Below are 15,868 nucleotides of genomic sequence, written 5' to 3'. Positions count from 1 at the left end.
TTTCCGTCTAATGTTCTACTGCGGCGCCTGCTCCCACGCCGGGTCCCACCTTCCGCCGAGCCCCACCCACGCGCCCAGCAGGTCTTCTGGCACGGCGGCTTGCAGGTGCAGGATGTCCCCACTGACCGGATGCGGCACCTCCAGGAACTGAGCGTGCAGCGCGTGGCGGGGCATGATTTCGCTCGCCCGTCCGTACACGGCGTCGCCCAGAATCGGGCTGCCGAGGTGCGCGAGGTGGACGCGAATCTGGTGGGTGCGTCCGGTACGCGGCTGGGCGCGGACAAGGGCCAGCGTGCGTCCGTGCCCGTCGGGGTGGGCGTCGAGCGGGGTGAAAAGCGTTTGCGCTTCCCGCGCTCCTGCGCCGCCCACCGTCATGCGCTGGCGCTGAATCTGGTGGCGGCCAATGGGGGCGTCCACCTGTACGGGCCGCTCGGCCTTCCACGCCCCGGCGGCAATCGCCAGGTAGGTCTTTTTCGTCTCGCGGTCCTTGAACGCAGCGGCGAGGCGGGCGTGCGCGGCCACCGTCTTGGCGACCACGATGACGCCGCTGGTGTCCTTGTCGAGCCGGTGCACGATGCCGGGGCGGTAGCCGTCCGGACCGTCGAAATCCTGCTGCTCGGGCAGGCTCATGCGCCCGAGCAAAGCGTTAACCAGCGTGCCCGAGATGACGCCGGGCGCCGGGTGGGTGACCATGCCGGGCGGCTTGTTGATGGCGATAAGGTGCTCGTCCTCGAAAATCACGTCGAGCGGCACGTCCTCGGGCTCCACCTGCGCCGAGGGAAGCGGCGGGGGAGACACGCGCAGGGCCTCGCCGCCGCGCAGTTTCTGACTGGCCTTGCTCGCCGCCCGGCCATCTATTTCGACCAGCCCCGCTTCGATCCACCCCGCCACCTGCGAGCGGCTGACCCCGCTGAGGAGAGAGACGACCGCGTCGAGGCGGCCAGGGTCGGCGGTGAATTCAAGCGGGACAGGCGATTCGGGCATGGGGGGGAGTGTAGCGGACGGCGGCCCCTGTTCCGGCCAACGTGGCAACTTTTCCCGCTTCCTGTCCTTGCCGTTTATTGCCCCGCTTACTGCCCGCCCGAGCGCGCTTCCTTGAGGTTGATGCTGCCGGTGTACTGGTCGAAGTTCACGACCAGGCGGTAAGTGCCGGCCTGTCCGCCGCCGAGGACGTTCAGGCTCCAGTCGTTGCGGGGGCCTTGCTCGCAGACCTGTCCGGCGACCTGCTTGCCCAGCGGGTTGTAAAGCCGCACGGCAGCGCGCCCACTGCGGACGCGGCACGAGCCGGTCACGCCGACAAACTGGCGGTCTTCCAGGGTGCGGAAGGAATAGGTGTTGGTGCCTGAGGCGTGCAGCAGGTACGTTTCAGTCAGGGTGAGATACCCCAGCCGCAGCCCCAGCGTGAAATACAGCGCGGCAAGAGCCGCCGCCAGAGCTACAAGCAAGATACGCATTGGCCCACATGGTAACCCCTGCCGCATTCTGTGAGAACAGAGGAATGGAGAGCAGAGACCGCTAGAGCAGTTCTCCGAATGACGCGTGCGTCGGCAGCGGCACCGCCACCCGCTTCATTCTCTGCTTCGCAGCTTTGCAAGTCCGTTCTGCTCCGTGTTTTGTACTCGCTTCGCTCGCCAAAAAGCTGTGCCATCTTTTTGTCAAAGGCTCTAGGACAACGCCCGCAGCCGCCGCACCGCCCGTCGCAGCGCCTCGGGGCTGAGGTGCCCGAAGGCGAGCAGCACCGCCGGTTCGCCTCCTGCCTCCCCTGACCGCGCCGGGGACAGGGCCACCCCCAGCCGCGCGGCGCTGGCCAGGATCGCCTGTTCGTCGCTGCCGGGGGGCAGGCGCACGTACAGGTGCAGCCCGGCGCGGGCAGGCAACGCTTCCCACTGGGGCAGCTCGGTCCGCAGCGCCGTGAGCAGCGCCCCCCCACGGTGCGCGAGCAGGGCGCGGGCGCGCCGCAGGTGCCGGGTGTAGGCGCCCGAGGCGAGCACGTCGGCGAGCGCCAGGGCGTCGAGCACGCCGGGCACCCGGTCGGTGAGGGGCCGGGTGCGCGAAAGCACCTCGGTCACCTCCGGCGGCGCCACCACGAAGCCGCTGCGGGTCACGGGGGCCAGGCTCTTGGAAAAGCTGCCGAGCAAAATCACCCGGTCGGGCGCCTGGCCCTGCAAGACGCTCGGGGGCCGCCCCTGCCAGTGCAGGTCGGCGGCGTAGTCGTCTTCGAGAACAAATGCCCCGCTGCGCCGCGCCCAGCGAATGACCTCCTGCCGCCGCGCCGCGCCCAGGGTCACGGTGGTGGGGTACTGGCACGCCGGGGTGAGGTAAAGCAGGTCAGCCCGCGCCGGGAGGTCGCCCGGGCGCAGGCCCCCGCCGTCCACCGCCGCGCCGAGCACCTGCGCCCCGGTTGCGCTGAACGCTGCGTGGGCGCCCGGATACCCCGGCTGCTCGGTCACCGCCAGCCGCCCCGGTTCGAGCAGGATGCGCGACAGGGCATCGAGCGAGGACTGCGTGCCCCCGGTGAGCAAAATCATCTCCGGCGTCACCTGCGCCCCGCGTTCCGAGCGCAGGTAGGCGGCCAGGGCGCGGCGGGTTTCGCGGCGGGCCGAGGGGGTCGCGCAGCCCTCTCCCTCATGCGGCGCGGCAGCGCGGCGAGCGAGGGCCTGCGCCCACGCGCGCGCTGGGTAGAGCTCCGGCACCGGCTGCCCAATGCGTAGGTCGAACTCATACTCGCCGCCCGCGTCCTCCACCTGCCCGCCCAGCGCCCGGCGCGCCCAGGCACTCAGCGGCAGGGGCGGGGGAGAAGGCGGCGCGGCCTCGTCGGGCGGCACACAGACCCGCGTGCCGCTGCGCCCACGCACCTCCACGTACCCTTCGATTTCGAGCTGTGCCAGTGCGTCTACCAGCGTATTGCGCGACACGCCCAGCGCCGCCGCCAGCGCCCGGTGCCCCGGCAGCCGGGTGCCCTGCGGCAGCCGTCCCTGCCCAATCGCTGCCCGCAGGGTGCGCTCGGTGCGGGTGTGCAGCGCTTCGCCAGTTTCGGGGGGCAGCAGGGTGAGGTCGTCCAGCACGGCGTTCCTGCTCAGCGCTCGAACTCCCGCCGCAGCCATTCCCGTTTCCCACCTTCGGCTTCAAGCGCTTGCCCCGCCAGATCCACAAACAGGTCACGGGCGGCCCCGGCCTCCGCCGGCGTCAGGCCGTGCGCGGCGGGGTCGGCCAGCAGTTCCTGCACGAAGGGAAAGACCGGCTTGCCATGATGAACTTCGCCGTTCACTGTCACGTCGGCGGGCCATTTCAGCAGGTAGTCGAGCGCGTAAGGCGCGGGCTCGGTCACGCAGCCGCCGGGGTAGGGAATGCGTCTGGGACCGGAAAACGAGACGGCGGGGGGCATACTGTCAGTGTAGGGCGGAACGTTCGGCTTCAGGGCGGCGTATAGCTTTTATGCCCCCCTCGGCTTACCTGAACTGCTGCTTATTCTGGTCCTGATAGCCGTGCCCCTGGTCGCGCTGGCCTTGCTCGTGCGCTGGCTGCGGCGTCCCCGAACGCCAGACCCGCGCCTGCACGAGCTGGAGGCGCGGGTCGCTGAGCTGGAGAGCGAACGGCAGGCGAACGGGCGGCGCTGAAGGCCGGACTAAAAAAGGGAGACGGTGGGCCAGCGCCCCACGTCTCCCAGTCCGTCTTAAAGGGCCTCAGCCCACGCTCGGCGAACTCCCCAGCGCCTTGAGGACCGCGCGGGTAAAGGTCTGCGTGTCGGCGCTGCCGCCGAGGTCGCGGGTGGGCTGCTCACGCAGGGCGAGCGCCACCGCCCGGTCCACCTGATTGGCGGCCTCGCTGCGCTCCAGCCCGTGCCGCAGCAACATGCCCACGCTCATGATGGCGGCGGCGGGGTTGGCGACGCCCTGCCCGGCGATGTCGGGCGCCGAGCCGTGAATCGGTTCAAACAGCCCCGCCCCGTCGCCCAGGCTGGCCGAGGGCATCAGGCCCAGCGAGCCAGGAATCACGGCGGCGAGGTCGGAAAGGATGTCGCCGAAGAGGTTCTCGGTCAGAATCACGTCGTAGCGGCTGGGGTCGGCCACGATCAGCATCGCCACGCTGTCCACGTACTCGTGGTTCAGGTGAATCGAGCGGTAGTCGCGGTCACGCAACGCCTGCACGTCGCGCCGCCACAACTCGGACACTTCGAGCACGTTCGCCTTGTCCACGCTGGTCACGCGGCCCTTGCGCTGCTCGGCGGCCCAGAAGGCGACTTTGGCGACCCGCTCCACCTCGCTGGTGGTGTAGCGCATGGTGTTGTAGGCGGTGTCACCCTCGATTTTGCGGTCCTGGTCGAAATAAATCCCGCCCAGCAGCTCCCGCACGATCAGGATGTCCACGCCGCGCGCCAGTTCGGCCTTGAGCGGCGAGAGGTGTTCGAGCCCCGGCTGCACGCGCACTGGGCGCAGGTTGGCGTAGCAGCCGAGCGCCTTACGCAGCGCGAGCAGGCCCGACTCGGGGCGCAGGTGCCGGGGCAACTGGTTCCACGCGCTGTCGTGGGCACCGCCCACCGTGCCGAGCAGCACCGCGTCGGCTTCCTTGAGGGCGTCGCGGGTGGACGTAGGAAACGGTTCGCCGTGAGCGTCGTAGGCGCCGCCGCCGATGGCGTGCTCCTCCACCGTCACGTCGGGCGCCACTTCGCGCAGCACCTGAACTGCCGCCGCCGTCACTTCGGGGCCGATGCCGTCGCCGGGCAGGGTAATGACTTTAGGCATGGTGCTCCTCCTTTTGGTGGCCGCTGGCCTGTTCGGGGCGGGGGCCGTCTTCCTTGGCCGGGTCGTCGCCGAGCGGCGTGCCCGCGTGACCGTGACCCGCCGAGGTGCTCGCGTTGTCGAGCCGCTCGCCTTCCACGTCCTCGCCCGCCTTCATGTATTCCAGCCAGCCGCCCGCCTTCTGCACGTCGAGCGCGAATTGCGGCACCGGCACGAAGCTCAGTTCCTTCCCGGTGCGCGGGTTGCGAATGGTGCCGCCCTTCAGGTCGAGTTCGGCTTCTTCGCCGTCCTGAAACAGCTCCGTGATGCCCTCGCATTCCAGCGCCAGAAAGCCGTTGTTGATGGAGTTGCGGTAGTAGATGCGGGCAAAGTTGGGCGCGATGACCGCCGAAACGCCCGCGCCACGCAGCGCCCAGACGGCGTGCTCACGGCTCGACCCGCAGCCGAAGTCGGCCCCGGCCACGATGATGTCGCCGGGCTGCACGCGCCGCACGAAGTCCTTGTCGTAGTCCTCCATCGCGTACTTCGCCAGCTCCGATTCCACGTCGGTGGTCAGGTGGCGGGCGGGAATGATTTCGTCGGTGTTGATGTGGTCACGGGCAAAGACGTGAACAGTGGGCATGGGGGTACCTCCGGGTGCGGGTCAGTGAAAAAGGCCAAAGAGAAGAAGGGCGGTCAGCGGCAGACAGGGCGTCACGCCCCAGCACGCCCAGGCCAGAGCACGGTTGCGCGAGCGGCCCAGCGCGAGTGACAACGTGGCGAGAAAGAGAAAGGGGAAGAGAGGCAACAGAGCGGCCAAGCTCGTGTCGGGTGCGGGCGAAGCCGTGACCCAGAGATAGGCGGCAGTAACGGCCAGCAGCCAAGTGGCCCCGCCGTCCAGAGCGTTTGGCTCAGCACGCCGGGCACCCTGAGCTGACCCCACAGCAGCCAGAGCAGGTAAGTGCCGGCGAAGAGCAAAGGAGGCCACCACAGGGTCATCGCCCTCCCAGCAGCGCGTTCAGCAGGCTCATGCCCAGCGCCCCGGCGGGCAGCCCCAGCAACGGCCAGCCGCTCCCGAAACGCCCCCGGGCCAGTTGAATGAGTCCGGCGGTCAGGGATATCAGCAGCAAGGCTGCCCAGACGAGCAGGGAAAAGGGAAAGGTCAGATGGGCCCACGACCTGTATTCCTGCAAGGTGTAGGTGGCGGGCAAGAAACATACGGCCAGTATCAACACCGCATTGCGCCACAGCGCCGGAACCTCAGCGGGCGCCGTGTGGTGCCAGCCCAGCCTGAGCCACGCCGCGTACAGCAGCGCCGCGCACAGGAACAGGCCGGGCAGCGTCATGTCAGTTGCTCTCCTGCCCGGCGGCGAACGGCAGCAGCTCCTCCGGCACTTCCTCGCTGTAGAGGTCGCGCCAGGTTTCGCCGTCGAAGGTCACCTCGGACTCCATGTAGGTCTGCGCGAGCGGGCTGTCGTCGCCCAGCACGTCGCGGGGAATGTCGAGGCGAATGGCGACGGGCACGGGCAAGGGCTCGCCGTCCGGCACCGTCAGCTCGGTCCCCAGCACTTCCTGAAGCATGGTGCGGTTCCACTCCGCCCACGCCTGCGGGTTGCCGGCCCCGGTGGACTCGGCGAGGTCGGTCTGAAGCTGCCGAATGTCGTCCTCGCTCAGTTCCTCGTCCTCGTCCCACTCCACCCGTCCGTCACTGTGGACGGTCACGGTCATCATGTTGAGGTCGAAAAACTCGGCGAGTTCGGGGGCCAGCCCGCCGCCCTCAATTTCGGTGTCGGGGTCCTCGTAGGGGTGCCAGGTGTCGCCGTCGAGGGTGTACGCCGCGCCGCTGAGCAGATAAAACTCGAGGTCGCGGAAATAGGCGGTCGCCATCAGCGGGCTTTGCAGTGGGGCCGAGCGGCGTATCTCGAAGAACGAGCGCCGCGCCATCGGCACCTCGCCCAGCGCGGCGGCCAGCGCCTGCTCGCGCTCGGGCGTGAGGTCGCCCTCCTGCTGCCCTTCCAGCATCTCGCGGTGCATGGCCGTCCACTCTTCGGGCGTCTGACCGTGGAACTCCTTGACCAGCGTCTCGAAAAATTCCAGTGTCTCGCCGTTCTCGTCGAGCTCGCCCACGTCAGGCGTTACGTCGATCCGGCCTTCGAGCCAGTGGTCGGCCTGAAACTGCCCCAGCGACTCGCCCTCGATGTCGAAGGCCGGGTGCTGTTGCAGCGCGCGCATCAGCACCTGAGGGTCGCGCAGCGGGGGCAGGGTCTGCCAGTTCTCGCCCTCGAAGGAGTGCCGCTGCTCGCGCAACCGGACGCTGCCGCCCTCCACCGGAATCACGGCGCCTTGGCTCTGGCCGGCGCTGCCCAGCGCCAGTTCGCCGTCGAGTTGCCGCAGCGCGGGCACGGGAATGCGCTCCACGTCCTCGCGGGTGGCGTAGCGCTCACCGCCCCGACTGCCGAGCACGCTGACCGTGCGGTATTCGGCGTCCCAGGCGGCCCCGAACGACTGCGAGTCGCGCAGCGCCTTTTCGATCAGCGCCCGTTGCCCGGCGTCCTCCGGCCCTTGCAGCACCCGCACCTCGCCGTCACGCCCCAATTCGGCGCGAAAAGGAAAGACGGTGGGCATCAGGCCCAGTTGTTTGCGTCGTTTGGCTTCACCCATGATGGCCCCAGTGTGGCAGAGAGCGGCGCGTCATTCGTCGTCCCCCTCATCGGGCTCGTCCCCATCGTCCCCATCATCCAGCTCGGTCCAGGTCTGCCCGTCGAAGGTCACGGCGCTCGGGGTGATGGCCTGCGCCGCCAGTGCGGGGTCGGCCTCCACCATCTGACGCAGCAGGCCCACGCGCAGGCCGCTCGGCACCTCGTCGCCTTCTTCCAGGCCGAACAGCCCGCGCAGGGCCACCTCCCACTTCGCCGGGTCGCCCGCGCCGAGGTCGGCCCCCAGGTGAGACTGCAACGCCGCGCGCAGCTCCGGCGCGAGATCCTCGCCCTGCACCTCCACCCGCCCGTCGGCGTGCAGCTCGGCGGTCACGCTGTGCAGGTCGAACAGCGAGGAAAAGAGGTCGAAGGGGCTGTCATCTTCCTCGTTTGACTGCTCGGGTGCGTCGAGGGCGAGGTTCTGCGGGGCGGGCGCGTAAGGGTGCCACTCGCCGCCGTGCAGATACTCCGCCGTCTCGGGCAGGGCAACGAACCGCAGTCCCGCCGCGCCATCCAGCCCCGTCTCCTCCAGCCGCAGCCGCACCCGCCGCGCTTCGGGCAGTTCGTTTGCCGGGCCGCCCGCCGCCGCGTGGCGCTCGGCCCAGTTTTGCTCGGTGCCGTGGTACTCGCGCACGGCGTCTTCCACCGCGTCGAGCAGGTCGTCGGGCGCGTCGGGTTCGAGGTCGATGCGGCCCTCACGGTAGTGCAGCGCGTCGAAGGTGCTCGGCGCCGCCCCGTCCCCTTGCACCGGCACGCCGGGCATGTCGGGAAAGGGGCGCGTTTCCCAGCTCGCCTCCTCCGCGTCGCCCGTTTCAGATACCGCGTATTCGTACAACTGCGCCTGACCGCGAATGAGCAGCCCGCGCACCCGCCAGAGCGCCGTGTCCTCACGCACGCCCGCCAGCGGCGTCTGTTTCAGGGCCTCGGCCACCTGCATGGCCTGCGCTTCCTCGTCCAGGCCGCGAATGTCCAGCTGTCCGCCGGGGTGCAGGGTGACCTCGAAAGGTCGCACGCCGGGAGGAAGCAACTTCATGGGGTCTAGTGTCATGTCACCTTTCATTGTGCCCGCGTCTCCCGGAGAAGAGCGGCCTTCAGGAGATTTGGGCGACGTTCATAAAGAGCAGAAAGCCAGCGTTGAGCACCACCCATGTCACCAGTGGCGTCAGAACCGCCGCGAGGCCCACCCGGGCAGCAAGGACTGGCAGGCGCGAAACGCCCCACAGCGCCAGCAGCCCCAGCGCCGACAGCCCCCACAGCGGCCCGAGACGGAATACAGGTGGTGTTTGCCCGTGCAAGACAAAGACCACAGCCAGCGTGGTGGTCAGGCCGCACAGCGCCGCCCATTTCCAGTCGCGCACCGCCAGCAGACCCAGCCCCCAGCCGATGACGAAATAGGTCAGCAGCCAACTGGGCGGAAAGTCTGCGGGGTTCATGTCCGCTCAGTCCGCCGCGTTCAGGTCGTTGCCCTCGGCGTCATAGCGGCGCGGGTCGGCGATGAAGCCCTCCACTGCGCTCGCGGCCACCGTGGCGGGGCTGGCGAGGTAAATCTGCGCCGAGGGGTCGCCCATACGGCCCACGAAGTTGCGGTTGGAACTCGAAATGCAGATGTCGTCTGGCCCGAGTACGCCCGAGTGCATCCCCAGACAGGCGCCGCACGAGGGGTAGCTGACGCTCGCGCCCGCGTCCACGAAGATTTCGAGCAGCCCTTCCTGCGCCGCCTGCTTCCAGATGGCCTGCGTCGCCGGCACGACAATCATCTGCACGTCCTGCGCCACCTTGCGGCCCTTCAGAATCCGGGCCACGTCGCGCAGGTCCGTGATGCGCCCGTTCGTGCAGCTGCCCACGTAGGCGTGCGTCACCCGGATGCGGTCGCTGCCCGCCACCCGGCCGTTGCTGGGAATGTGGGGGTAGGCGACGGTGGGTTCGACCTGCGCGGCGTCAATCTCGACCACGACCTTGTACTTGGCGTCGGGGTCGGACTGGTACTCGGTGTACTGCTCGGGCGACACGCCGCGCTGCTGCATGTAGGCGCGGGTGGTGTCGTCCACCGCCACGATGCCGGTCTTGCCGCCCGCCTCAATCGCCATGTTGGTCAGGGTGAAGCGGCCTTCCATGTCGAGCTGGTCGATGTAGTCGCCCACCCATTCCATCACCATGTAGTTGGCGCCGTCGGCCCCGATCTGCTTGATGACCTCCAGCACGATGTCCTTGGGGGTCACGCCGGGGTTGGTTTTTCCCGTCACCCGGATGAGCATCGTCTCGGGCACCTTGAACCACACCTTGCCCGCGTAGATGGCGCCCGCGAGGTCGGTCGAGCCCACGCCGGTCGCGAAGGCGCCCAGTGCGCCCGCATTGCAGGTGTGCGAGTCGCCGGAAACCAGCGTCTGCCCCGGCTTCATCAGGCCGGTGTTTTCCAGCACCACGTGAGCGATGCCGCCGCGCCCCACGTCGTAGAAGTGCTCGATGCCTTTTTCCTGCACCCAGCTCTTGAGCTTTTGGTACATCTTGGCGGCCTTGATGTTCATGGCAGGCACCGAGTGGTCGGGCACCGCCACGATCTTCTGCGGGTCGAACACCCGGTCCATGCCGCGCTCCTCGAGCATCCTCAGCGCGGCGGGCGTGGTGATTTCGTGGCACAGCACCCAGTCGGTGGCGCACTCGATGAGTTGGCCCGGCACCACGGTGTCGTGCCCGCTGTGGGCGGCCAGCATCTTCTCGGCAATCGTCATTCCCATATGGACCTCCCCCAGATCAATCCTTCGGACGAAAAACGCCCCCTCAGCTACTCGGCTGCGGGGGGCACGTGAAGAACGGCTGGGAAACTCGCGCTCAACGCCCCAGACGAAGAAGAAGGCCCGCCGGGGCCGGTTTCTCACGGGTCACGCTGAACATGCCTGGACTGTAGCGCCGGGCCGGGGCCGGGGCTGGGGGGCAGGTTAGGCAGGCTGGCAGTGGTGGGCCGGGGCCGCGCACTCGGCGCTGTCCACGACCACCACCCGGGCCGACTCGGGCACCCAGAAGCGCCCGGCGTTCTCGCGGTCCGGCAGGCACGGCAGCCGCACCCGGCGGGGCAAAGTCAACGCGCGGAGCACCCGCAGCTGTGGCGCCGGGTCGGGAGCCAGCCACAGCACGACCTCGCCCTCGGTCGTCTGACAGATGAGGTAGTCGTTGCCGTTGAGAGTGCGCTGCGGCAGGCCCAAAGCCGTAATGACTAGCTGTCTCTCAACGGGTACCATGTCACTATTGTGCCGGTCCGTCCTTCACTGGGTTCTGACAGCCGCGCCTTAACTTTTGCCCCCTCTTGGGGTGGACGTGTGGGGGGAATGGGGTGTCAGACTGCCGGGCATGACCGATATCCGCCTGCCGCTCGGGGGCCTGAAATTCAGTGTCCGGGTCGCCCTGCTGTGTGTCCGTAACGGCGAACTGCTCGTGCAGACGAGCGAAGCCAATGCCCCCGAGCCGTTTTTCTTCCTGCCCGGCGGCGCCCTGAGCACCGACGAGGATGCCGCCACCTGCGCCCGGCGCGAGTGGGAGGAGGAAACGGGCCTACTTTGTGGCCCGCTGCGGCTGGTGGCGGTGGTGGAAAACTTCTTCGGCCCGCCCGAGAAGCGCCAGCACGAAATCGGCTTTTATTTCCGCCTGGAGGAGGTGCCCGCCGAGCTGCCACACGGCGCCTTCAGCGTCCTCGACAACACGGATACCGGCTTCGAGTGGGTACGGCTGGACGAACTGGGTGCCCGCCCGGTGTATCCGCTGCTCGTCCGTGACCTGCTGAGTGTGCCGGTAGGGGAGGTGCGGCACCTCGTCATCCGGAGCTGAGTCGGGCCACAGCGTCGGGCTACAGCTTCGTCAGGTTGGCGAACTTCACCATCAGCTTTTTCGTGCCTGCCGAGGCGAAATGCACCGTCACTTCCTGCCGCTCGCCCACGCCCGCTACCGCGAGCACCTGCCCCTCGCCGAATTTGGGGTGCTTGACCTGCTCGCCGCCCCGGTAGGCGAGTTCGGCGGTCAGCGGGCTGGTGTTCTTGACCGCTGTCGTCGCGGCGGGCACGGTCGGGCGGTACTGCTTCCAGGTCTTGGCGCGGTACTCGATGGGCTGGCCGTAGGGGTCTACCGTGTCGAACAGGCCCTCGATGTCTTCCAGAAAGGCGCTGTCTTCGGCGGCGTTGGTCTTGCCGAACTGCATCCGGTTTTGCGCGGCGGTCATCAGCAGCCGCTCCATCGCGCGGGTGATGCCCACGTAAAAGAGTCGCCGCTCCTCCTCGATGCCGCTCGGCCCCTCGGCAATGGCGCCCTTACTCGGCAGCAGCCCCTGCTCGACGCCCACGATGAAGACCACCGGGAATTCGAGCCCCTTGGCGTTGTGCAGCGTCATCAGGGTGACGGCGTCCTCGGGGGCGCCCTTGTTCTCGGCCTTCGTCCGCATGTCGTCCACGCTCGAGAGCAGCGCGGCGTCGTCGAGGAAATCGGCAATCGAACCGCCCACGTTCGCCTCGTCCTGCGACCATTCCTCGGCGGCGCTCACGAGTTCTTCGAGGTTTTCCAGCCGCACCTGCCCTTCTTGCCCCTCCTGGCGCAGCAGGTCGAGGTAGCCGCTCGTCTCCATCACAAAGCGCAGGAACGCGGCGGGCTCGTAGTTGTCGGCGGCCTCCGACATCGCTTCCATCAGCCCGGCGAACTCGGTGGCCTTGTGCGCGCCCCGGTCCAGAATGTTCTGCTCGGCGGCGTTGGCGCAGGCCGTCAGCACCGACGTGTGGTGGGTGCGCGCCCACTCCATCAGCTTTTGCAGCGCCGTGTCGCCGATGCCGCGCCGGGGCCGCCCGATGATGCGCCGCAGCGCCACGTCGTCCGCCGGGTTCAGGGCGAGCCGGGCGTAGGCGAGGATGTCGCGAATCTCGCGCCGGTCGTAAAAGCCCACGCCGCCCACGATGCGCGCCGGAATCTGCACCCGCCGCAGCGACTCTTCAATCACGCGGGACTGCGCGTTGGTGCGGTACAGGATCGCCATCTCCGACCAGGCCCGCCCCTCGCCGTGCAGCCGGGTCAGCCAGTCGGCCACGTAGTCACCCTCGGCGCGGTGGTCGGTGGCGCGGTGGAAGGTGACGGGCTGGCCCGCTTCCTTGACCGGCTTGAGTGTCTTGTCGAGGCGTTCGGTGTTGTTTTCAATGAGTTTGTTTGCCGCTTCCAGTACACGGGCGCTCGAACGATAATTGTGCTCAAGCATATACACTTTGGCGTCGGGATAATCTTTCTGGAAGTCGAGAATGTTTTGAATGTCGGCGCCACGAAACTTGTAGATCGACTGATCGGGATCTCCGACGACCAAGAGGTTGCGGTCTCTTGAAGCTAAAAGCCGCGTCAATTCATACTGCGCCCGGTTCGTATCCTGGTACTCGTCCACGTGAATAAACTTCGCTTTGTTCTGCACCTTGTCGAGCACACCGGGGACTTCTTTGAACAGCCGCACCGTTTCGGTAATCAGGTCGCCGAAATCAATCGCGTTCTGGCCTTTCTTGCGGACCTCATAACGGCGGTAGGCTTCGGCGGCGGCGTCGCGCGGCAAACCGCTGATAAAGGGCTCGCGTGAGCGGTCAAGGTCGTCGGGCGTCCACAGGTTGCTCTTGGCGCGGTCAATGATGCCGCGAATGACGCGCGGCTGCGTCTCGGCGCCGATGCCGGGAATGCTGCCCATGACTTCCTTGATGATGTCGAGCTGGTCGTCGTCGTCGTAGATGACAAAGCCGCGCCTCAGCCCGATGTGCTCGCCGTAGGTCCGTAAAATCCGCACGCCCGCCGAGTGGAAGGTGCTCATCCATAGGTCACCGGCGCCCGGCACGAGGTGGCCCGCCCGCTCGCGCATCTCGGCGGCGGCCTTGTTGGTAAACGTCACCGCCAGAATCTCGCCGGGATGCACCCCGTAATGCCCGATGAGGTGCGCGATGCGGTAAATCAGCGTGCGCGTCTTGCCGCTGCCCGCCCCGGCAATCACGAGCGCGGGGCCAGTGAAATGGTCGGCAGCCTGCGCCTGGGTGGGGTTGAGGGCTTGGAGCAGGTCGGGGCCGGCGGAAGAAGTCACCGAAAGAGTTTAGCAGGGGCAGTTCTGCCAGGAGCGTAAAAGGTTGCAAAATTCAAGGGAGAGGAAGTTGGGCTAGGCGTGACTTTTTGTTGGATAACTTCGGCCCTGCTCGGTCTGACTGCCTGCACTTCGGTGAATCCGCCCAGCTTCGTCGCTTCCGCCCGCTCGGTGTCGCTGATCCCAGCGGTGGTAGCGCGGTGTGGAACAGTCACTTGGTCGGACGCTTCTTTCGTGTGGTCGGGGACTCAACTGACCAGCCATAGGCATTGGAAGGCGGGCACACTGGAAGCCGTCAGCGCCGCCAATCAAAACATTGTGCTGGACGGCAGCGGATACCGATTGGTCAGCACAATGGTCCAGGCGGCTCCGCTCGACTCCGCCTTTACTTGCACCAAAACGGGCGAAGTCCTCAAAGCGGCGTATACCTTCCCTACTGCTGACGCCTCGGCCAAAATCTTCTTGGACGTTCAGAACGGTGGATTGGTCGGCAAGTGGGAGGAATTTCTCCTGCCTGCCTAACGCCATCCCCATCACCCATCAACGCAGTGAAACCATCAACCCCTCATCATCACCCTGCAACCTCCCGCCGCACATTTTCATCGGGGTCCGCCGCCAGTTGCTCGCGCAAGTCGGCGGGCAGACCAGCGCGCCCGGCCACCAGCAGGCGCACGCCCTCGTCGGGGTCGGCGGCGAGCTCGCGAATCACTTCGGCGGGCAGCTCGCGGCGGGTCAGAAGGGTTCGGCGCACCCCCGCGTTCGGGTCGGCGGAAAGCTGACGCAGCAACTCGGGCGGCAGCGTCGGCGCCAGGGCCGCCCCCCGGCGCACCTCGGCGCTCTCGTCGGCGGCGAGGCGGGCGAGCCGTTCGGGGCCGAGGTCGGGCCGCACGGCGAGGATGGTCCGCACGTCGGTGCTCTCGTCGGTCAGCAGGGCTTCGAGGGCGGCGGCGGGCAGTTCCTCGGCACTCGCCACCTGCAAGCGGAGGTCGGGCTCGGGGGCCTGTGCGAGGGCAAGAATTGCGCCGTCGGGCAGGTCGTTGCGTTCGAGCAGTGTCCGGCGCACGGTCCCCGATTCGTCATGAGCGAGGCGTTCCAGCACTTCTGGCGACAGATCAGGACGGCGGGCTAGGGCCGAGCGAACGTCGGGGTCGGCGTCGGTTTCGGCGCGGGCGAGCCACGACTCGGGCACCGTCCAGGCTTGCAGCGCCGCCGAGCGCACCAGCGGCTCCGCACTGGCCGCGAGCCACTCGCGCACACTGGCGGGCAGGTCGGTGCGGCGGGCCAGGGTCGCCAGCACGTCGGGGTCGCCGCCTGTCGCCAGCGAGAGCAGGCAGTCGAGCGGCAAATCCAGCCGCCGCGCCACGTTCGCCCGCACCAGGGTGTGCGGGTCGGTCACCAGCGTCCGCAGCAGGTCGCCGGGCAGGTCGGGGCGCAGCGCGGTGGCCTTGCGCACGTCGTAGTCCTCATCCTCCGCGAGCTGGCGCAGCAGGGGCTCGGGCAGGTCCGGGCGCTGCGCCACCGCCTCGCGCACCTGCCACCCGGCGTCCCCCGCCAGCGCCGTGACCCGCTCGGGGGAGAGCCCCGGCCGGGCCGCGAGCGCCGTGCGGACCCCGTAGTCCTCGTGCCGCAGCGCCGAATCCACCACCCAGCCGGGCGCGTCGGGCAGCGCGAGCAGCGCCGTGACCCCCTCGGCAGGAAACGACCCCAGCAGGCCGGGGCGCGCGAGCCTCAGCAGCGGCAATCCCGGATTGCTCAGCACCTCACGCGGAAACTGAGCGGCGAGCAGGCCCAGCACCTCGGCGGGGGTGTTGGGGTTGAGCGCCACCTGAGCCCGGACGCGGGCGTCGGGATGCGCCGAGAGGCCGCTGAGCACGTCCGCCGGGGCGCGGGGCGAGGTCGCCGCCTCCAGCGCCCCGGCGGTGCCGAGCGCCGTGAGCGTGCGGGGGTCGAGTTCGGAAAAGGTCATGGGGAGGAGGATAAAGGCCAGTGCCCCGGCCAGGGAAAGCCACAGTTCAGGGAAAGCTACAGTTAAGGAAAAGGGCCGGCGCTGTCACCCGGCGCTCGTCGCCGCCGCGCAAGCTGATGGCATGACCTTCGTCGCCCCTTCTGCTCCTCTGAGGCCCAGCGAGCCTGCACCGGGCATGACCGTGCGCCAGGCCCACCGCTACCTGCTGGCCCTCGCCCGCCAGCAGCGCCCCGACTGGCGCGACTACCCCCGCGCGGCGCTGCACTGGCTCGAAGACCGGCAGCTTATCGAGCCGTGCCGGGGTGCACAGGGCCTCGAGTATGTCGCCACTCGGCGCGGCGTGCAGGCGGTGCTGGGGCGTGCAGCTGCCTGAGGGTGATCGAGGTTGAACATCGAATGATTTACCCCACGCCGC

General features: G+C 68.3%; 18 protein-coding genes. 4 read left to right on the top strand and 14 right to left on the bottom strand.

The window, feature by feature from the left end:
- Positions 1 to 15: 15 nt before the first annotated feature.
- The 4 genes from DR_RS09150 to DR_RS09130 form a co-directional block, all read right to left on the bottom strand.
- Positions 16 to 984, bottom strand: coding sequence for an RluA family pseudouridine synthase (locus DR_RS09150; protein WP_034351104.1), 969 nt, complete (start codon positions 982 to 984; stop codon positions 16 to 18).
- Positions 985 to 1,070: 86 nt separating this feature from the next.
- Complete coding sequence (locus tag DR_RS09145; RefSeq protein WP_010888423.1) at positions 1,071 to 1,454, bottom strand: hypothetical protein; 384 nt, start codon at positions 1,452 to 1,454, stop codon at positions 1,071 to 1,073.
- Positions 1,455 to 1,664: 210 nt separating this feature from the next.
- Complete coding sequence (locus DR_RS09135; RefSeq protein ID WP_010888422.1) at positions 1,665 to 3,104, bottom strand: PLP-dependent aminotransferase family protein; 1,440 nt, start codon at positions 3,102 to 3,104, stop codon at positions 1,665 to 1,667.
- Positions 3,077 to 3,385, bottom strand: coding sequence for a hypothetical protein (locus DR_RS09130; RefSeq protein WP_010888421.1), 309 nt, complete (start codon positions 3,383 to 3,385; stop codon positions 3,077 to 3,079). The genes DR_RS09135 and DR_RS09130 overlap by 28 nt, the downstream gene beginning before the upstream one ends.
- A 100-nt stretch (positions 3,386 to 3,485) precedes the next feature.
- Between DR_RS09130 and DR_RS17070 the strand changes: the two genes are divergently transcribed.
- The gene (locus tag DR_RS17070) at positions 3,486 to 3,617 is read left to right on the top strand and encodes a hypothetical protein (RefSeq protein ID WP_257726400.1); all 132 of its coding nucleotides are present in this window, start codon (positions 3,486 to 3,488) and stop codon (positions 3,615 to 3,617) included.
- Positions 3,618 to 3,683: 66 nt separating this feature from the next.
- Here the strand turns inward: DR_RS17070 and leuB are convergent, their stop codons facing one another.
- The 8 genes from leuB to DR_RS09090 form a co-directional block, all read right to left on the bottom strand.
- A complete protein-coding gene (gene leuB / locus DR_RS09125) occupies positions 3,684 to 4,742 on the bottom strand; it encodes a 3-isopropylmalate dehydrogenase (protein WP_010888420.1) in 1,059 nt (352 codons plus the stop codon).
- Entirely contained in the window at positions 4,735 to 5,361 is a 627-nt protein-coding gene (locus DR_RS09120; protein ID WP_010888419.1) for a 3-isopropylmalate dehydratase small subunit, read from the bottom strand. Before DR_RS09120 ends, leuB begins: the two co-directional genes overlap by 8 nt.
- A gap of 352 nt (positions 5,362 to 5,713) precedes the next feature.
- Positions 5,714 to 6,064, bottom strand: coding sequence for a hypothetical protein (locus tag DR_RS09115; RefSeq protein ID WP_010888417.1), 351 nt, complete (start codon positions 6,062 to 6,064; stop codon positions 5,714 to 5,716).
- A gap of 1 nt (position 6,065) precedes the next feature.
- Positions 6,066 to 7,379: a hypothetical protein gene (locus DR_RS09110; protein WP_010888416.1), complete on the bottom strand. Its 1,314-nt coding sequence runs from the start codon at positions 7,377 to 7,379 to the stop codon at positions 6,066 to 6,068.
- A 30-nt stretch (positions 7,380 to 7,409) separates the two neighbouring features.
- Positions 7,410 to 8,447: a hypothetical protein gene (locus DR_RS09105; RefSeq protein ID WP_162177795.1), complete on the bottom strand. Its 1,038-nt coding sequence runs from the start codon at positions 8,445 to 8,447 to the stop codon at positions 7,410 to 7,412.
- A gap of 58 nt (positions 8,448 to 8,505) precedes the next feature.
- A complete protein-coding gene (locus DR_RS09100; protein ID WP_010888414.1) occupies positions 8,506 to 8,847 on the bottom strand; it encodes a hypothetical protein in 342 nt (113 codons plus the stop codon).
- 6 nt (positions 8,848 to 8,853) lie between these two features.
- On the bottom strand, positions 8,854 to 10,149 hold the full coding sequence (locus DR_RS09095) for a homoaconitate hydratase family protein (RefSeq protein WP_010888413.1): 1,296 nt from the start codon (positions 10,147 to 10,149) through the stop codon (positions 8,854 to 8,856).
- 201 nt (positions 10,150 to 10,350) lie between these two features.
- Entirely contained in the window at positions 10,351 to 10,650 is a 300-nt protein-coding gene (locus DR_RS09090) for a hypothetical protein (RefSeq protein ID WP_010888412.1), read from the bottom strand.
- A gap of 109 nt (positions 10,651 to 10,759) precedes the next feature.
- Here DR_RS09090 and DR_RS09085 point away from each other — a divergent pair, with 109 nt between their 5' ends.
- A complete protein-coding gene (locus DR_RS09085; protein WP_034351108.1) occupies positions 10,760 to 11,233 on the top strand; it encodes an NUDIX domain-containing protein in 474 nt (157 codons plus the stop codon).
- A 19-nt stretch (positions 11,234 to 11,252) separates the two neighbouring features.
- Here DR_RS09085 and DR_RS09080 read toward each other — a convergent pair whose 3' ends face one another.
- A complete protein-coding gene (locus DR_RS09080) occupies positions 11,253 to 13,490 on the bottom strand; it encodes an ATP-dependent helicase (protein WP_010888410.1) in 2,238 nt (745 codons plus the stop codon).
- Between the two features lie 231 nt (positions 13,491 to 13,721).
- Here DR_RS09080 and DR_RS09075 point away from each other — a divergent pair, with 231 nt between their 5' ends.
- A complete protein-coding gene (locus DR_RS09075) occupies positions 13,722 to 14,009 on the top strand; it encodes a hypothetical protein (protein ID WP_027480343.1) in 288 nt (95 codons plus the stop codon).
- Positions 14,010 to 14,058: 49 nt separating this feature from the next.
- Here the strand turns inward: DR_RS09075 and DR_RS09070 are convergent, their stop codons facing one another.
- Positions 14,059 to 15,453 (bottom strand): DUF2336 domain-containing protein, encoded by a 1,395-nt coding sequence (locus DR_RS09070; protein ID WP_027480344.1) that lies wholly within the window; start codon positions 15,451 to 15,453, stop codon positions 14,059 to 14,061.
- A gap of 121 nt (positions 15,454 to 15,574) precedes the next feature.
- Between DR_RS09070 and DR_RS09065 the strand changes: the two genes are divergently transcribed.
- Positions 15,575 to 15,826 carry a hypothetical protein gene (locus tag DR_RS09065; protein WP_162177796.1) on the top strand — a complete coding sequence of 84 codons (252 nt, stop codon included), beginning with the start codon at positions 15,575 to 15,577 and terminating at the stop codon, positions 15,824 to 15,826.
- The last annotated feature ends 42 nt before the right edge of the window (positions 15,827 to 15,868 follow it).

Origin of the sequence: Deinococcus radiodurans R1 = ATCC 13939 = DSM 20539 (assembly GCF_000008565.1) — a bacterium.
In the GTDB taxonomy this organism is placed as follows: Bacteria; Deinococcota; Deinococci; order Deinococcales; family Deinococcaceae; genus Deinococcus; species Deinococcus radiodurans.
Note: the sequence above shows the minus strand (reverse complement) of the source record. Positions and strands in the feature narration are given on the sequence as shown.